General features: G+C 47.7%; 18 protein-coding genes. 6 read left to right on the top strand and 12 right to left on the bottom strand.

What is annotated here, in order from left to right:
• The first annotated feature begins 37 nt into the window (after nt 1-37).
• The 4 genes from AR543_RS06490 (at nt 38) to AR543_RS06475 (ending at nt 3,808) form a co-directional block, all read left to right on the top strand.
• Nucleotides 38-376, top strand: a complete 339-nt coding sequence (locus tag AR543_RS06490) for a hypothetical protein (RefSeq protein ID WP_060532820.1) — start codon at nt 38-40, stop codon at nt 374-376.
• Between the two features lie 150 nt (nt 377-526).
• Nucleotides 527-970, top strand: coding sequence for a YtxH domain-containing protein (locus AR543_RS06485; RefSeq protein WP_060532818.1), 444 nt, complete (start codon nt 527-529; stop codon nt 968-970).
• Between the two features lie 395 nt (nt 971-1,365).
• Complete coding sequence (locus AR543_RS06480; RefSeq protein WP_082472143.1) at nt 1,366-2,865, top strand: pectate lyase family protein; 1,500 nt, start codon at nt 1,366-1,368, stop codon at nt 2,863-2,865.
• A gap of 262 nt (nt 2,866-3,127) precedes the next feature.
• Complete coding sequence (locus AR543_RS06475; protein ID WP_060532816.1) at nt 3,128-3,808, top strand: Na-translocating system protein MpsC family protein; 681 nt, start codon at nt 3,128-3,130, stop codon at nt 3,806-3,808.
• 99 nt (nt 3,809-3,907) lie between these two features.
• On the opposite strand, the gene AR543_RS06470 is transcribed toward AR543_RS06475, so the two are convergent.
• The 3 genes from AR543_RS06470 to AR543_RS06460 form a co-directional block, all read right to left on the bottom strand.
• Nucleotides 3,908-5,731, bottom strand: coding sequence for a sensor domain-containing diguanylate cyclase (locus AR543_RS06470; protein ID WP_060532814.1), 1,824 nt, complete (start codon nt 5,729-5,731; stop codon nt 3,908-3,910).
• 459 nt (nt 5,732-6,190) lie between these two features.
• Nucleotides 6,191-6,514: an AzlD domain-containing protein gene (locus AR543_RS06465; RefSeq protein WP_060532812.1), complete on the bottom strand. Its 324-nt coding sequence runs from the start codon at nt 6,512-6,514 to the stop codon at nt 6,191-6,193.
• On the bottom strand, nt 6,511-7,332 hold the full coding sequence (locus AR543_RS06460) for an AzlC family ABC transporter permease (RefSeq protein ID WP_082472141.1): 822 nt from the start codon (nt 7,330-7,332) through the stop codon (nt 6,511-6,513). Before AR543_RS06460 ends, AR543_RS06465 begins: the two co-directional genes overlap by 4 nt.
• 129 nt (nt 7,333-7,461) lie before the next feature.
• Between AR543_RS06460 and AR543_RS06455 the strand changes: the two genes are divergently transcribed.
• Both AR543_RS06455 and AR543_RS06450 read left to right on the top strand, forming a co-directional pair.
• Complete coding sequence (locus tag AR543_RS06455; protein WP_060532810.1) at nt 7,462-8,022, top strand: helix-turn-helix domain-containing protein; 561 nt, start codon at nt 7,462-7,464, stop codon at nt 8,020-8,022.
• A 121-nt stretch (nt 8,023-8,143) separates the two neighbouring features.
• On the top strand, nt 8,144-8,980 hold the full coding sequence (locus AR543_RS06450; protein WP_060532808.1) for an ATP-grasp domain-containing protein: 837 nt from the start codon (nt 8,144-8,146) through the stop codon (nt 8,978-8,980).
• Nucleotides 8,981-9,085: 105 nt separating this feature from the next.
• On the opposite strand, the gene AR543_RS06445 is transcribed toward AR543_RS06450, so the two are convergent.
• The 9 genes from AR543_RS06445 to AR543_RS06405 form a co-directional block, all read right to left on the bottom strand.
• Complete coding sequence (locus tag AR543_RS06445) at nt 9,086-9,847, bottom strand: ABC transporter ATP-binding protein (RefSeq protein ID WP_060532806.1); 762 nt, start codon at nt 9,845-9,847, stop codon at nt 9,086-9,088.
• On the bottom strand, nt 9,844-10,653 hold the full coding sequence (locus AR543_RS06440; protein ID WP_060532804.1) for an ABC transporter ATP-binding protein: 810 nt from the start codon (nt 10,651-10,653) through the stop codon (nt 9,844-9,846). Before AR543_RS06440 ends, AR543_RS06445 begins: the two co-directional genes overlap by 4 nt.
• On the bottom strand, nt 10,650-11,501 hold the full coding sequence (nikC, locus tag AR543_RS06435; RefSeq protein ID WP_060532802.1) for a nickel transporter permease: 852 nt from the start codon (nt 11,499-11,501) through the stop codon (nt 10,650-10,652). Before nikC ends, AR543_RS06440 begins: the two co-directional genes overlap by 4 nt.
• A complete protein-coding gene (gene nikB / locus AR543_RS06430) occupies nt 11,501-12,445 on the bottom strand; it encodes a nickel ABC transporter permease (protein ID WP_060532801.1) in 945 nt (314 codons plus the stop codon). The genes nikC and nikB overlap by 1 nt, the downstream gene beginning before the upstream one ends.
• Nucleotides 12,445-13,923, bottom strand: a complete 1,479-nt coding sequence (nikA, locus tag AR543_RS06425; RefSeq protein WP_060536669.1) for a nickel ABC transporter substrate-binding protein — start codon at nt 13,921-13,923, stop codon at nt 12,445-12,447. Before nikA ends, nikB begins: the two co-directional genes overlap by 1 nt.
• 737 nt (nt 13,924-14,660) lie before the next feature.
• Nucleotides 14,661-14,855, bottom strand: a complete 195-nt coding sequence (locus AR543_RS06420) for a PspC domain-containing protein (RefSeq protein WP_060532799.1) — start codon at nt 14,853-14,855, stop codon at nt 14,661-14,663.
• A gap of 285 nt (nt 14,856-15,140) precedes the next feature.
• Complete coding sequence (locus tag AR543_RS06415) at nt 15,141-15,491, bottom strand: hypothetical protein (protein ID WP_060532797.1); 351 nt, start codon at nt 15,489-15,491, stop codon at nt 15,141-15,143.
• Between the two features lie 14 nt (nt 15,492-15,505).
• Nucleotides 15,506-15,940: a hypothetical protein gene (locus AR543_RS06410; RefSeq protein ID WP_227871846.1), complete on the bottom strand. Its 435-nt coding sequence runs from the start codon at nt 15,938-15,940 to the stop codon at nt 15,506-15,508.
• Between the two features lie 166 nt (nt 15,941-16,106).
• The gene (locus AR543_RS06405; protein ID WP_060532793.1) at nt 16,107-16,820 is read right to left on the bottom strand and encodes a hypothetical protein; all 714 of its coding nucleotides are present in this window, start codon (nt 16,818-16,820) and stop codon (nt 16,107-16,109) included.
• Nucleotides 16,821-17,057: the final 237 nt, after the last annotated feature.

Genomic DNA, 17,057 nt, shown 5'->3' with positions numbered 1-17,057 from the left:
ACATCTATTTCTAAATATTCTAAAGGAAGGATACCCTATGAATAAAACTCCTCTAAGCAGTGCTCGTTGGTTTATTGCTGGTTTTGCGCCCACGATTATTATGCTGATGTTGCTACTTCTTTTTTTCCCCATGACCGGCTTTCAACGCATAGTCAGTATACCTATGACACTTGTAGCCAACTTTTTTATTATTTTTCTTTGTCTAAGCCTAACACGCCTGATGCCCAGAATACCTGGTATCATACTATGGTCGCTGACAGTCATCATGACACTGGTACTGGCCGTATGGTGGCATCCTCAAGATATCTACCCTTCAGTGGGACAACAAGCCTGGCTCTGGCTGAATGGTCAGGAGATCAAACCGCTCTACGAATAGAAATACATAACCATATGCTCCATGTATAAATAATTACGAATTCATGTGCCAATATGTAAGCGAATGCCGTTTCATTGGGTAAGTATGCTGTAGATAGCCAGACAGGAACTATTTTCAGCCTACATTACTATAACGAACGGAGAGATTAATATGGAAACGAAAAATCTGGTATTTGGAATTATTACAGGAGCATTGGTAGGTGCGGGAACAGCGCTGCTGCTGGCACCGAAGTCCGGAGAAGATATGCGTTACAGCCTCAAAAGTGGAACAGCGAGTGCAGCTTCCTCCGCTTCCGACTTTGCGGTAACCGCCAAAGAAAAAACACAGCTGGCTACCAGCCGTGGTCAAGAGATTATCCAGATGATCCGCGAGATTACACCGGTCGTGCAGGAAGCGATCAGCGTCGTCAAAGAATGGAAAGAAGTACTGCAGACATCCGCTGGCGAATTGAAGACCGAAGTACAGGGATTCAAATCCAGTGAAAGCTCTTCCGATTCTTCTGCACAGTCTTCAACATCTTCACCGTCTTCCCAGCCTTCTTCATCTTCACAGGCATTGCCGGAAGGTAGAACTCCTTCATCCGTGGGATTCTGATTTATCCAAATTAAACCTGCAAGTTCAGCCGGAAATGGTCTCTTTATGAGACGGTTTCCGGTTTTTTGCTGTGTTCCGTTTGCCGTTCAGACAGTCGTTGTACTGCTTGCGATTGATGCACAGCTCTCGCTTCTTTTATTTCATATTTTCCTCTTCGTTAAACATATATGGGATATGACGATATTCAACAACATTCATGCCTGATTTCATTCAAATATGCACTATATGTCAATTTTGGTCTATGGATTAGTACTTACTTCCTCTTTTGCTTTTTTGCAGCTTAGTGCTATTTTGTACAGGTGGAAATGATCAGGCGCAGCAAGCCACCCTATTTACACAAAACAGCCTGATCTTATATTCCATGATTACATTTATCCAAAAAGGAGAAGGATACAATGACCAACAAAACATTACATAAAGGAATCACCCTGCTATTAAGCGGCATGCTGGCTGTGGTTGCTCTGCCTTTATCCGGTTCGCCAACCTATGCTGCCGACTCCAACCCCGCCTATATGGATGAAAGCGGAATCCCTTCCTTATCCGAAATACAGACTAATGCTTCCTACAGCGCTTATAACCTGACCGGTTTCTCTACCGGCAACACGGGCGGAGGTGTTATCGCCGAGACCGACAGTCGCTACAAAAAAGTCTATAACGCTACCGATCTCGCCCAGGCCCTGCGCAAAAATTCGGGTATCAAGGTCATCGAGATCATGAACGATCTGGATCTGGGATGGAATGAGCTTCCTGCGGCTGCGAAGACTTCGCCTTTTGCTGCTCATAATGCACCTCTCACCCATCCGGTGCTCAAGAAAACCGGTGTCAGCAAGCTCAGTATTGACGGGTTCGACGGATTGACTATTTTCTCGACCAACGGTTCCAAAATCAAACATGTCGGTATCAGTGTAAAGCGCAGCTCCAATCTGCTCATCCGTAATCTGGAATTTGATGAACTATGGGAATGGGATGAAGCCTCCAAAGGCGATTACGATAAAAACGACTGGGACTACCTCACGATCGAAGGAGCCAGCTCCAAAGTGTGGATCGACCACTGCACATTCAACAAAGCCTATGACGGAATTGTCGATGTCAAAAAAGGCAGCTCTGGTGTAACCATCTCCTGGTCGTATTTCCGCGGGGATAATGGAAGCGCTGGCAGCTGGGTCAGACAGCAGATCGAGGCACTGGAAGCGAACAAATCTGCTTATCCGATGTACAATTATTTGCGCAGCAGTGCGGTTGGTATGTCACCGGATAATATTATCGCTATCTCCTCCGGCCAGAAAAAGACCCATCTCGTCGGCGCTACCGAATTTGCCTCGGATAACGCCGATCTGGAAGTAACGCTGCATCATAACTATTATCTGGATATCCAGGACCGGATGCCTCGCTTGCGCGGCGGTAATGCCCATGCCTACAACATTGTAATGGATGCTTCCGGTCTCGTCGCCGCCAAAAAGCGTATCACCCCGGAGATGGAAAAAGCGATTACCTCCAAAGGTTATCATTTCACGGTAACCAGCAACGGGGCGATTTCTACGGAAGACGGCGCATTGCTGGTTGAGAAATCCCGTATTATCGACGTTGCTTCTCCAATCCGTAACAATCAGGCAGATCCGACGGATGCAAGCTATACCGGCAAAATTCGTGCAGTAGACACTATTTATGAAAATGACGGCAAAACATTCCGCGGGGACAGCGACAGCGCCGGCAGTCCGCTTGCTCCTTATCCGGCTCCGGCCAAGCCTTTTTCGTGGAACGGATTCAGTACACTTCCTTATAGCTATCAGCCTGATGACCCATCCAATCTGGTTACCCGTCTGCTCGCTGCAGATGGTGCAGGCTCCGGCAAACTCGACTGGGCCAAAGGGAACTGGCTGTTGACCCGGTACTAAACCGGCTATTCTTTTCCACACTCTTTTTCAATTCAATTGACTATCTATTTCCCAATAGTAATAAAGCCCCTGGTATCCACGACCGGGGGCTTTATTACTATTTACGGCTGTATCGTCAGCTGGCTCTCCTCGATAACTGTGACTTTTCGATTCGGTTATTTCCTTGAAAACAATATTGTAAAATAGAAGTGTATTCAATTGCTTATTAATTTGCTATTTATGGGTAATACACTGTAACTATCTATGCAAAGGGGATTTAACTGTGTCACAGCAAATTCATCTGGACCCGATTCTCAAACACGCTAGCCTGCTGTGCCAGAGCCAGTTCGGCAAACAGCCAGAGAGAATTCATATTCATTTTAATGAGCAAAGTGCAGTCATTATGCTGCAGGAACTGATTGATCCCGGTGACGACCGGTTGCCTGATGATCCGGATGAACGTTATACCCATATTCATATTCTACTTAGCCAGTTTATCTTTCCTGCTCTGCAGAAAAAAATAGAGTCTACGTTCGGTCATACGGTATCCCATGTATTTATTGACTGGAAACTGGAATACAACAGCGCTGCTATTGCAGTTACCTTTGAGGCATCGACCGAGACTTTTGACGAAGATATCTATACAGGCAAAGCCGATCTGCATATCAAGGTCAGCCAGATTACCGAATCTGTACAAAAAGCTCCGGAAGCGGTCAATTCCTTTTGGCTGTCCGATGATATTCTGGTTGTACTGCGTAAAGGCCTGTTGATCAATCTGGAGAAACAGATTATCAAAAAAGGCTTTAACAGCGCTCTCCGTGTATCCAAGCGGGAGCTGGAGCTGGGTCATTTTATCGAAGAATTGCCCATACTGGATCTGCTCGGTCGTCCTCTCAAAAATGCTTATCTGGATTGGGACTTTGAAAAGGATTTCAGCATGCTGCTGCTGGTTCTCGAAAAGTGATCCTGTTCCATAGCCAAATAGCCTTGCTGATCCCAATGTCGGCAAGGCTATTTGGCTATCATGAAATCAGGAATGATAAGAAGAGTAGAAATGCGTGATTCAACCTGCTTCGGTAGCCTGATCAGCAGACTTCGGATTGTAACAGCAGACCCGGTTACGCCCTTCATCCTTGGCCTGATACAATGCCTCGTCTGCTGCATGTACGAGTTCTTCTCCCAACTGGTATCCGTCCCATTCGGCAACGCCAAAGCTGGCGGTAACTGCATATTTGCGGGATGGTGATTCCAGCTCGATCAGCTTGCGCAGCCGCTCGGCGACACTTCTCGCTTCGCTCAGTGAAGTATCCGGTAGCAGTACGGCAAATTCTTCGCCACCATAACGCACAGTCAGGTCTCCCGGACGACAGTAATCATTCAGCACGCGTCCCAGATGTTTGAGCACCAGATCACCTTCCTGATGCCCCCAGTTATCATTGAAGCTTTTGAAATGATCTACATCCAGCAGAATCAAAGACAGCAGATGACGCTCTGTATCGGCTGTAACTACACGAGTCATCAGATGATGAAGTGATTCGTCGAAATACCGGCGATTCCAGAGACCGGTCAGACCATCCCGCATAGCCAGACGCTGGATTTTATCGGTTTCCCTTGCATTCTCGATAGCAGTAACAATCATCGGTGCCAGCTTTTCAACCCGGTTTTTCTGCTGTATGGAGAAGTGGTTTTGTTCCGGTGACATCAGATTGAGTACACCGACCACCCGTGCTTCCTTGCGCAAAATAATATGCATCGACGAGCGAATCCCCTGTTCATGCAAGTAATCGGTTACGCTGCCTGTAGGCCGGTACACATTCCAGTCTTCATGAATCATCGAGAAGCCACCTTCCAGCAGCTCATGCACATCTTTTTGTTCTCCGCCAAGAGACACTTCTTTATGATCAATTACGCCATGATAAATAGACGACTTGATGGTAAAGCTGCGATCCGCATTCTGCGTAATAATCGAGATTCGCTCACATTCGATAATATTCCAGATGCCCATCAACGTCTCCTGATACACATGCTGAACCGACTTGGCCTGATTCAGCGTATTGATCATCTGATACGTATAACCGAGCAGACGCTGGTCTTTTTGCATTTCCAGACGCATATCTTCAAAAGTATGAATCAAGCGGCCAATTTCGTTGGATGAGGAATAGGCAGGCAGCTCCGCCGAGATATTACCATTGGCATAAGAGGATACCGCCTTGTCCAGTTGTACGATCGGAATCGTAATCCGGCGCAGCCCGCGCTGGATAAAGTACAGCATAATACACTGGAACAGCACAAACATCGTTCCCATGCCCACAAGCGTAAGTGTAATATTTCTCAGCATCTCGGCACGCAGACGGTTACGTAGGTCTTCAAACTTCTTGAAAAGCATATCCTGCTGCTGGCGGAAAGAATCAAACTGCTTTTTGCCGGATAGCAATTCTTCACTTGTCACCTGATGACCGGTCATGGCTTCATGTACCTGTTTATCGCCGTATCTTACTTTCCAGGTTGTCCCTGTATCGATCAGCTTACGTGTCTGATCGATATACTCGGGATAGTTCTCCAGCCGGTCCATTAATTCACTGGCAGCCACCTGATAATACATACTACCTCGGTCGAACGGCTCCAGAAAAGAAATATCCCGGGTCAATAAATACCCACGCTGCCCAGTCTCCTGATCCACAAGGGCATTCTCCAGTGTCTGCAGCTGAATCTGCAGATTCGCCGCTTCTTTGACCTGTGTATAATCATTCCGGACAGATTGATTCATATAAAATAATCCGAACACCACAATCAGCAAAAAAACCATGATGGACCAGAGGTTCGTCTTCACAACGCCCGCGCCGATAAAGTTTTCTTCCTGAAAAATTTTGATGAAGGATTTTTTCATTTGTCGTCTCCTTACCTGACTGCAGCCTCTGTCTGCCGCATTCGCAGGCTCCGCTCAGTTTCGTTAATAGAATTCCATTAAGTACCATTTTGATTCATTTGGTTAAATATTCTATTTTATTATCTGTTGCAGAGCGCCATTAGTTTATACACATATTCAAAATTGAGCGCATATATTCATAAAAACCATACTTGAGCACCAATACGGTATATAGAGGTAGGCGAATATAAATTTCCTAATAGTAGCTAAACGAACTGTACTCGATGATTGCATCTTGGTGCCTCGTCTTCGCTCTTTGTCTTCGATATCATGCTACTATGTATAAATCATGGTTCGATCGGAGAAATTGCTATGACAACATTCAAAAATTCCTACAAAAAAACCTGATGGATGTCCATCAGGTTCAGTCCGCATTATAGATATACCATTAACTTTATTGGCAATAAGCAGGGTCCGTATTCAGAAAAAATAACGTACAGCAGCCATCATCATCACCCCGGCAATTACGGTAATCGACAGGCTGCGGGTTTTGATCGCAATCAAAAAGGTAGGAATAAGTACGATAATGACCTGCCAATCGATACGCAGCGAATCTTTCTCTTGGATCAGGAAATTATCCACGACCAGAGCGGTCAGAATGCAGACCGGAATATAAGATAACCATTTTAGCACGGGTGCAGGCAGATTGAGATTGCGTACGACCAGAAAAGGAAGTACACGCGGTATCATAGTCACCAGCGCACAGCCGATAATGACTATCAGCGTCGTCCATTGCATACTCATTTCTCTGTCACCACCCCGATGGTCGCTACGATAACCGTAGCGATAATAACCGCGAGCTGTGAGGATACGAACAGTGACAATAGCAGCATGGCGATCACCATATAGCCCATCAATTGTAAATAATGCTTCAGCTTGGCCGGAACCAGATGCCCCAATTGCAGCACGAGCAGAGCAACGAACATTGCTGTCAGCGCATAATCCATTCCGAACTGCTCCGGATCGGCGATCCAGCTGCCGAACAATGCACCCACTACACAGGAGACTACCCAGCTGACATAGGCAATCAGGTTCAGCCCATTCATCCAGCGGTCATTGAGCGGTTTGCCCTGGGCTAGTCGGCCTGCTGCCACGCCAAATGATTCGTCCGTAACCAGCAGTCCAATACCTATATTTCGAAGCAGTGAATAACGGGTAAAATGGGGCGCCAGCGTTGCACTAAGCAGAAAATTCCGCAAATTGACGATAAAGGTAGTCAAAATAATAGCTGATACAGGCGCATGTACAGCCAGCATCCCGCAAATAATAAACTGTGCTGCTCCTGCATATACCAGCAGTGACATTATTCCCATCTCCAGTACACTCAGATGCGAAGCCGCCCCTACAATACCTGCTGCCAGGCCGATACTGATATATCCAAGCAGCGTAGGAATCCCGTCTTTGACTCCATCTGCAAAGGTAGATTCTGTCTGCTTCTCTGCTCCATCACAACCGGGTTCTTCCGGTGGCTGCACCGAATATCCAGACTGCTCCGTTTGTATTTCTGTGCACGTTTTGGTACCGCATCCCGTATGCTGATGTACCGTTTGAATATGAGACATTTTATCCACTCCTTACTGGCTCGTTGTTATTCCTGTATGCTAAAATGAACTAAAGTTTATTATAGTATACTTATTTCTAATATAACATACATTATTCTGTTATATTAAACAAGAGCAAAGGAGAAAATTATGGACCCTATACAAAGTGTAATCGCCAAAAATCTGTCACGTATCCGCAAAAGCAAAAATCTGACGCTGGATCAGACATCGGAATTGACCGGTGTGAGCAAAGCGATGCTCGCACAGATCGAGAATGAGAAATCCAATCCAACCATCAGCACCCTATGGAAAATCGCCAACGGCTTGCAGGTATCTTTTACCACCTTTCTCAAGGAAGAAGAAGTACTCGTACGCCGCGTCAATATGAACGAAGTGAATATGATTATGGACAGTGATGACAAATACCGGGTATATCCTTTTTTCCCGTATCATCCGGAAAAACGATTCGAGCTGTATATTGTGGAGCTGCTGCCCGGCTGCATACATGAACCGAAAACGCATCCCGGCGAAGAGTATCTAATCGTCAAGCAGGGATCGATGGTCGTCGATCTCAAAGGGGAAAAGTATGAGCTGACCGAAGGTGATGCGCTGCAATTCTCTGGTATGAATCTGCATGGCTACTCCAATCCTACAGCAGAAAAAGCCAGCTTTTTCATGATGATGCATTATCCGGACGATGCCCTTCAGTAGTGATGGAGTGATAGAGTGATAGAGTGATAGAGTGATAGAGTGATAGAGTGATAGAGTGATAGAGTGATAGAGTGATAGAGTGATAGGAGCGATTTTACTTTAGTGAAAGCAGGTGGTGGGTATGGAATTGCGCCAGCACACCCTTTTATGGGTAACCGATCTGTACTATGAAGCCAAAGGACGCCATTATTACGAAGAAGATCTTTTTCTGACGTCGCATCTTCGGCAGTATTTCCGGATTATTCTTTGTCATCCCGAAGATACCGAGCCCTTTGAACATACTGCCAATCTGATCGTGTTCCGCAATGCCGGACCGGTCGCTCCGTACCAGGATCAGTATGAGGCTTTCCGGCAGCGGATTCAGGCGCAGCAGCTAAAGACATACAACAGTCTGGATGGTCATGCCGATATGAATGGCAAATCCTATCTGCTGGAGCTGACTGCTGCACAATATCCGGTTATTCCGACTATTGATCACCTAGAGCAGCTGCACCGGCTACCGGATAGCAAAGAATATATTATCAAGCCATTCGATGGTGCCGATTCGCATGGTGTACAGCGTGTATCCGCCGATCACTTTCAACAAGCACTTGCTGCGTGTGACCAGCGGATGCTGATCCAGCCGTATATCCCGTTTGAATATGAGGTTTCCTTTTATTATATCGATCATGAATTTCAATATGCCCTGTATGCTCCCGACCCGCAGCAGCGCTGGAAGATGGAGCTGTATGATCCACAGCCGTCTGATTTTGCTTTTGCCGAGCAATTTATCCGCTGGAATCATATCAGCTGTGGCATCCAGCGCGTCGATGCCTGCCGCACAGCCAGCGGAGAGCTGCTGCTCGTGGAATTGGAAGATTTGAATCCCTATCTATCCCTGCTGGATATCCCGGTGAATTATTCCCGCCGCTTTATCAGCCGGATGATACAATCTCTCGAGCAGGCAATCAAAGCATAACCAAACCGACCTCATCTTAATACTCCTATACAAACAGACTCAGCGGATCATTTCAATCTATGATCGGCTGAGTCTATTTACATGTATTCTCTTCTGTATTTTAATTCAAAAAATCGAAATCAGCTCTCTTGTATACGCATGCCGCTCTTCTGCAAACAAGGCGGTCTGCGGGAACTGATCTACCAGCTGGCCATCCTTCATGACCATAATACGCTGGCTCATCTGATGAACAGCCGCCAGATCATGGGAAATGAACAGATACGACAGATTCAGTTCGGTACGCAGCCGTGTTAGCAAATGAAGTACCGCTCCCTGGGAGATCACATCCAGACTGGCTGTCGGCTCATCCAGTACAACTAGCTGCGGCTCGATACTGATCGCGCGGGCAATCGTTACCCGCTGACGCTGACCGCCGCTCAGCTCATGAGGATACCTATCGGCCAGCGTATCTGACAGCTCTACCGCTTCCAGCAGCTGCTTGATCAGATGCTGTTCGGATGACGGCTGGAAATGCTGCAATCTCAGTTCCTGACGGTACTGCCGGTAGGGATCAAGCAAGGAGTCCCGAATCTTCAGCTTGGGATTCAGCGCTGCCGAAGGATTCTGGAAAACGATCTGCATGTTCCTGCGGTGAGGATACAGCTGATGGTCATTCATTTTCTCGATAGAATGTCCATCCAGTACAATAGAGCCGCTATCTGTTGATTCTATCCGCAGCAGGCAGCGGGCCAGCGTACTTTTGCCGCATCCGCTCTCTCCGACCAGACCCAGGCATTCTCCCGATTCGATTGCAAAGGACACTTCATTCAGCACACGCTTATCCGGTGCATACGACTTGTTCAGCCGATCAACCTGCAGCAGGCTCATTGTCCTCTCACCTCCTGCAAACCGGAAGGCAGCAGGTGGCCCGGCTTGTGCAGCATCGGCGTGGCCTGGATCAGCTGACGGGTATACGGATGCCGGGGATGATCCAGAATCCGGTGCTTGCCGCCCGTCTCGACGATCCGCCCTTCCTGCATCACCGCCAGACGACTGGCATACCGGCGAACATGACGCCAATCATGAGTAATAAAAAGAATTGCACAGCCCGTCTCCCGCTGCTTGTGTGCCAGCAGCTCCAGAATCCGATGACCGGATACACTGTCCAGCGCTGTCGTGACTTCGTCGGCAATCAGCACATCCGGTGACAGCATCAGCGCCATCGCAATCGATACCCGCTGCAGCTGCCCACCGCTCAATTGAAAAGGATACCGTCGGTACAGTTCCGCTTCCAACCCGACAGACTCCAGTGCCTCCATGCCTTGCTGTTTGCGTACAGCACCCGGGGTAATGCCGTGAACCTTTTGGTATTCATCCAGATGCTGCCCAATCGTACGGAATGGTGTAAATGACCCCTGATAATCTTGAAATACATATGCCAGCCTGCGACCGCGAATATCGCGCATCTGCCGTGCAGACAGACTCAGCAAATCCTGCCCATGGAGCCTGATATGGCCTTCCATCTGCAGATTCGGTGGCAGCATGCGTCCGGCTGCTTGGGAAAGCAGGCTTTTGCCGCTGCCGCTCTGACCGACCAGTGCGAACCATTCTCCTTCATGCACGGTTAGGGAGACTTCATCGACGATCGTTTTTTCGCGGCTGCGTATCGTTACCTTATCCATCGTCAGAATCATGATTGCACCTCCCTTTTCACATCAAAACGGTCACGCAAATAATCGCCCAGCATATTCGCCAGCAGTACGACCGATACAATCGCCAGTCCCGGATAGATCATCAGCTCCGGACGCGACTGGAAATATGGACGCGAATCATTAAGCATCGCTCCCCATTCCGGTGTTGGCGGCTGTGCCCCCAGTCCAATATAAGAGAATGCCGAGATCAGCAAAATAATTTTGCCCAGATCCAGACTCGCCAATACGAGCACATGACCAAGTACATGCGGCAACAGATGCCTGCGCATAATAGTGGCTGGCGACAACCCGTTGGTACGTGCAATCTGTACATAATCTTTTTGCGCCTCGGACAATACCGTGCTGCGTACGAGCCGCGCATAGTTGACCCATTTTACAACCACGATCGCCAGTACCAGATTGCCGATGCCTGCACCGAGCAGACCGCTCAATACAATCGCTACAATCGTATCGGGAAAAGACAAAAAGCTGTCTGCGATCCGCATAAAGATCCGGTCAACCCAGCCACGGCGGTATCCCGAAATCAGCCCGAACGGAATACCGATCAGCAGTGCTGCTCCCAGCGCGAGCAGACTGTAACCTAGCGTCTGTTGTCCACCAAGCAGCAGACGCGTCAGCACATCCCTGCCCAGATGATCCGTACCCAGCGGATGCAGCATGCTCATCTCCTGCAGACGATCACCAAGATCCGTCGTATTGGGATCATATTTAAGCCAACCAAAAGCATAAATCGAAGCCACAATCGTAACCAGAACAAATAAAAATGCGATAACTCCCTGCCAGCCGTGCTTGCTGCGCCGTGGCATCGCAGGTATGGATAATTCTCTCATCAGCCGGTCTTCCTTTCTTTGAGCTTCATCTCGGGGTTAAGGTAACGGTAGGATAGATCCACCAGTGTATTAACGACAAATACGATAGCCGCCATCACCAGAATATAGCCCTGAATCAGCGGATAATCCCGCTGGCGGATCGAATCCACGACCAGCTTGCCGATACCGGGATAGGCAAACAATACCTCGATCACCACGACACCCCCGATCAGACTGCCCAGACTGACGCCAAATACCGTAATCACAGGCGGCAGGCTATGACGAAGGGCATGTACCCAGAAAATACGTAATTCACTGTATCCCCGCGCCCGTGCAGCCCGTACAAACTCCTGTCCGAGCGAATCCAGAAGACTCGAACGCAGCAGACGTACATACACGCTGGAAATAGCCAGTCCCAGTGTCAGGGAAGGCAGCAGCAGCGAAATCCATCCATCCCGTCCCATGGTCGGCAGCCAGCCGAGCCGGACGCCGAACAGATCTATCAGAATCAAGCCAAGCCAAAAGCTAGGCACCGCCGCGCCTATAATCGACAGCAGCCGGCTCATATGATCGATCCAGCTGTTCCGGTACAAAGCCGACAGAGAGCCGAGCGGTAGCGCAATCAGCAGCATAATTACCAGCGCACCGCCGGTTAATTCCAGTGTCGCCGGCAGCCCGCCCATAATCATTTTCATAACAGGCTGACCGGTTACATACGACTGTCCAAAATCCAGCCGTACGAAATCCAGCAGCCACTGCCCGTATTGAACGAGCAATGGCTGATTGAATCCCATCTCTTCTCTTAATGCCTCTACCTGCTCCTGACTGACGGATAATTCATCCACATTCAGAATCGTCAGCACCGGATCGCCCGGTGCCATACGGATAAATAGAAAACTAATAAAAGTAATAAACAATACAAACCCAAGGGTTTCCAGAAATTTGCGGATCAGAATCCGGCCCATTACATCACATCCAGCTTGTTGGTAATCATATAGTATTCACTGCGCGTCGTGATCCAGTTTTTCACTTTCTCTTCGTTATAAGCCACGATGGTCGACGGGTGCAGAACAAAGGAATTAATTACATTATCATGTACATAATCAGCAGCCCGCTCGGCCAGTACAGCCCGTTTCTCCGGCTCGACAGTACGGTTCAATTGGTCGATAATAGCTGTCAGCTTGGGATCTTCTGCTCCACTAAAATTCAGTGCGCCATCCGGATGATAGGTGGCATTCAGATAATAACCTGCATCTCCGCGCGGCGCGGTCAGATTACTGTAGGTCGCCAGATCCCAATCGCGATTGGCTGCCATATAATCTTCCGGTGTATCTATCTGGCGAATTTCCACCTGAATACCGATCTTTTTGGCGTCGGACTGGAACACCTGTGCGATCAGCGGTAGATCCGCCCGTGCCGGGTAGGTCAGCAAGGTTAACTGCAGCGGCTTGCCGTCTTTTTGCATCTGGCCGTTGACGAGCGAGTAGCCTGCCTGCTGAAGATAATCTACGGCTGCGTCCGCTCCCAGTGGAGACGGTTCATAGGTCGGTGCAAATGGCAGCGATGGCAGGAAAGGTCCTGTTGCCGCTTCTCCATGTCCCAGCAGGATCGTATCTACGATCTTCTGCCGGTCGATCAGTGCGTCCATCGCCCGGCGTACATTGACATCCTGCAGAGCCGGACGCTCCATATTCATCGTTAACTGATGCACCCGGAACGTAGACGTCGATTCCACCTTGATCCCCGGCTCGGCATTTAGTGTATCCAGGCTCTCTATTTCGGGACGATATACGATATCCACCTGTCCGGAGCGCAGCGCCAGCGAACGGGCATTGGCATCCTCGTTAAAGGCAAAAGTTACTCCATCCAGTGGAGAGGCGCCATCCCAGTAACCATCATACCGCTTGACTTCCAGCTTGCTGCCGGGTGTGAACGAACTCAGCAGAAAAGGTCCTGTACCAACAGGCTTGTTCACTACATCTGTCTCGGTCACATCGATAATCGAAGTATTGGGATTGACCAGCTCCGAGATAAATTCCGGAAAAGGCTGGGTGGTTACGATCTGCAGCGTATTTCCATCTGCCTGAATACTTTTGATCTTGAGTGCATTTTTGACAGCGATGCTCTCGGTCATGGCACGATCCAGGGAAGCTTTGACCGCGTCTCCTGTCATCGGCTTGCCATTTTGGAAAGTCACATTATCCCGCAGCTTTATTTTCCAGTTCTGCCCATCTGTCCCTTCCCAGCTCTCGGCGAGCCATGGCGCGACTGTCAGATTGTCTTCATCCAGACGAACCAGCGTCTCGGTAATCCCGGCACGAATCGGCACATAACTGGAGTCCACATGCGGATCAAGCGAGTTGGTAGAGAAGTTATACAGGAAGCTGATATGCTTGCCCTGCTCCTTGGCGCTGGAAGAAGGAGACGAGCAGGCTCCGAGCATAACGGCGCAGAGAAGCAGTATGATCAGTCCCGGCGTGTATTTGCTTGTTTTTCCTTTGACATTTACCCATCTGTACAACGAACTGCCTGATGTATAGGCTCTCGTATATGTAGAAGTGTTTTTATTATTGGCCTGGTCTGATGACTGTACGGACTTACTCCACCGGCTGGCTTTACCTGTCTTATTCACAATCGTTCCCCCCGCTATATATCTATACTTAGTAATAATTACGATTTAATATCGGTTTTCATCTTATCGTAATCATTACTATTTATCAACCAAAAAAAGCGGTTTTTTAAAAGTATTTCATTTTATACGATGCTCTTTTTATATGTAGTATGACTTTATTTTTATATGTATTTCCACAAGGTATGGAGTGGATAATGCTTGAGTCGCCGGATCGTCTGAATCATGAGGGACGGCTGCGTGACACGATGATATTTGCCAAAATACGCGGAGTGGAATTTAGATAATGCGCTGTGCTGAATAGAGGAATAACCAGCCTATACAGACTATTTCCTCCTTTTCACCAAATCAAACAAAAAACGATGACGCCTTTCGTATACGGATACGAATGCTTCATCGTTTTATTGTTTACCACGCTTATGTTAGTTGTTCCCTGTACAATCGTTATAGGCAGGTGCTCTCCTGCTTGCTCATAGCCTCATGCTGCTTTATTCAGTGAAGCAATTCTCCGTAGAAAGATGCTGTTCCTCTCGCACCCAGTATGCTTTACCTCAGTACATCTGTTTTCCCCGCGGAATCAAAAGCGCCGCTATAAAGTAAAATAGGATGGATGTTCCACCAGTCAAAAATACGCTGACGACGAATAACAATCTCAAAAAGGTAGAACTCATTCCCAGAATCTCTGCGAAGCCACCCATCAGCCCGGTCATCATCCTGTCATTGTTGGAACGATATAATTTGTTCATTTCCCATACTCTCCTCTGCAAAATATATTCCTGTGCCGACAGCAACATTTCTTCTTCCGCAAGCTTGTTTATCCACGCTGTCTCGTTGATATGTGATACTTTTAGGATATAGGAATAGAGGAGCCTTTCAAACCGTCCTGCGGCTGTTTTTCAGCTTGGACTTTGGTCGGGGATGCAGCTGGACCTGTAATGATTCGGCTGCATTATAGCATACCAAAAAGACGCATACCGGGTATGCGTCTTTTCAGTACGTTCTATAATCTGGCTAATGCCAGTTGCTAATGCTTACCAGCTGGTACGCGGTGAATTCTGAATCGCGTCTGTCGCTTTATCAATATCGGTCATCATGTCCCGGATCCGATCAAGCGCTTGCTGGATCTGCTTCTGGTGGGAATCCAGACGGTGTGCGATAGAGCGAATCTGTTCCTGGGATGGAGGATTCGGAGCATGCGAGAGCTCGATCAACTCTTTCTCGATCGCATCAATACCGACCAGACCGGAACCCAGAATCTCAATGCCAAATTTGGCTTTATCCGCAATATGGTCAATTTTCAGAGCCGTTTCCTTGGCTTTCTGATTGCCCCACCCGGATATGTAGTTGGGCTGGCCACCTACCGGTGGTGTATAGTCGTTCATGGAGATAAGCCTCCTTATTTCTGATATTTGTCAGTGATCTCATCAATTTTGTTAGTCAGCTTGTCGATCTCATCGGTCAGGTTATCGATCTCGTCAGTCAGTTTGTCGACGTCTTTGATATTTTTCTGTACTTCGTCAACGTTGCCACCTGCTGCGATAACTTTGGACATTACTTCCTGCGCGATCGAAGTTACCAGAATCTGTACGTGGTCAGGTGCATTTTGTCCAACCTGTGCAACCAGACGATCCATCAGGGGTTTAATTTGGGACAATGTGCTGGCAGCATTAGTCAGCTCACGACCACAGGAGTTCAATTCGGAGTCGATTTTGTCGGCTACACGGTCAATTTTGGATTGTGTGATCTGATCGATCTCTCTAATTACTTTATCGATGTCATTGGACATCTCGCGTACTGCGCCTTTACCTACGAGCATTGGCATATCCCCCATTAGTTTACATAGTATTGAATCACTTTGATTATAAGGTACAAACTTTACCCATTCAATCAAAAAGAAGGAAAATCTAGTGCCTTTTTGACTAATTCAATTTTCCTGACTGTCTATATTACGGCAGATCTTCAAAAAGGTTTTATATTTACACCATTTTTCTTTTCCGTTATATTTCTGCTTGGCCATCAGGTGAATAATCGCGGTCATATAGCACTTTGCCATTGGCACTGTACATCGTTATCCGCAATAACTGCTCGAACTGTTGGTTTTGCTGATTTTGCTGTTTTTCCTGTTCCCGTTGTTCGGGTTCGATGTTGCTGTCCATATAAATCGACTGTCCCTCAGCAAGTAGCAGCGTAGATATTCGTCCGCCCTGATATTCGATCCGAATCTGCCGGATATTGGGGTCATGGACATATCCATAAACACTGCGGAAGGCCAGACCATCCCGGTGCTGATTGGGCAGTGAAGCAGCACCTCCCGAGTCAGCGGTCTGTACCCTCATATCCCGATATACTTTCATTATATCCATACTGAGTTTATACCATTTTTCATTGCTTCGATAACCGATGATCAGACCAGCATACGGAACCTTTTGATACGTTAGACTGTAACTGGCTGCTGTCGCTTGGCCGGTATCCTGCCGCTCTACGACATGGATATCGCTGTCCGGTATGTCTATTTTGTATAATTTCCAGATTTCTTTTGCTATCAGGGCTTCCAGTGACTTTTCGCCGGGTACAGGCAGACGCTCCCCATAACCTGTAGAACCAGAAAGGGGATCTGACGCCGTATCCCGGTTCAATCGGACCGCATTCGCATCGGCTGCACATGCACACAGCAGCAGTACTACGACTATCGTGATCGTATAGATTTTCATTGCGTATTTCTCCTTAATCTTCCATTATGTATCTAATCATCATGACATATTCTCGCTCTATTATCCACCTTTTACCAAATAAAGAAGCTGTCAAATAGATGTGTATGATGTATAGCCATATGCGATGGCATCGAAGAATGTACCTCTTCTCCACTGGTTTTTTTGTACTATTTCTATTAATGCTTTTCCGAGCTTCTTCTATCCTCATGATCCAGCACTTCTATAACGGAAATGTTC

Source organism: Paenibacillus bovis, from assembly GCF_001421015.2.
Taxonomy (GTDB): Bacteria; Bacillota; Bacilli; order Paenibacillales; family Paenibacillaceae; genus Saccharibacillus; species Saccharibacillus bovis.
Note: the sequence above shows the minus strand (reverse complement) of the source record. Positions and strands in the feature narration are given on the sequence as shown.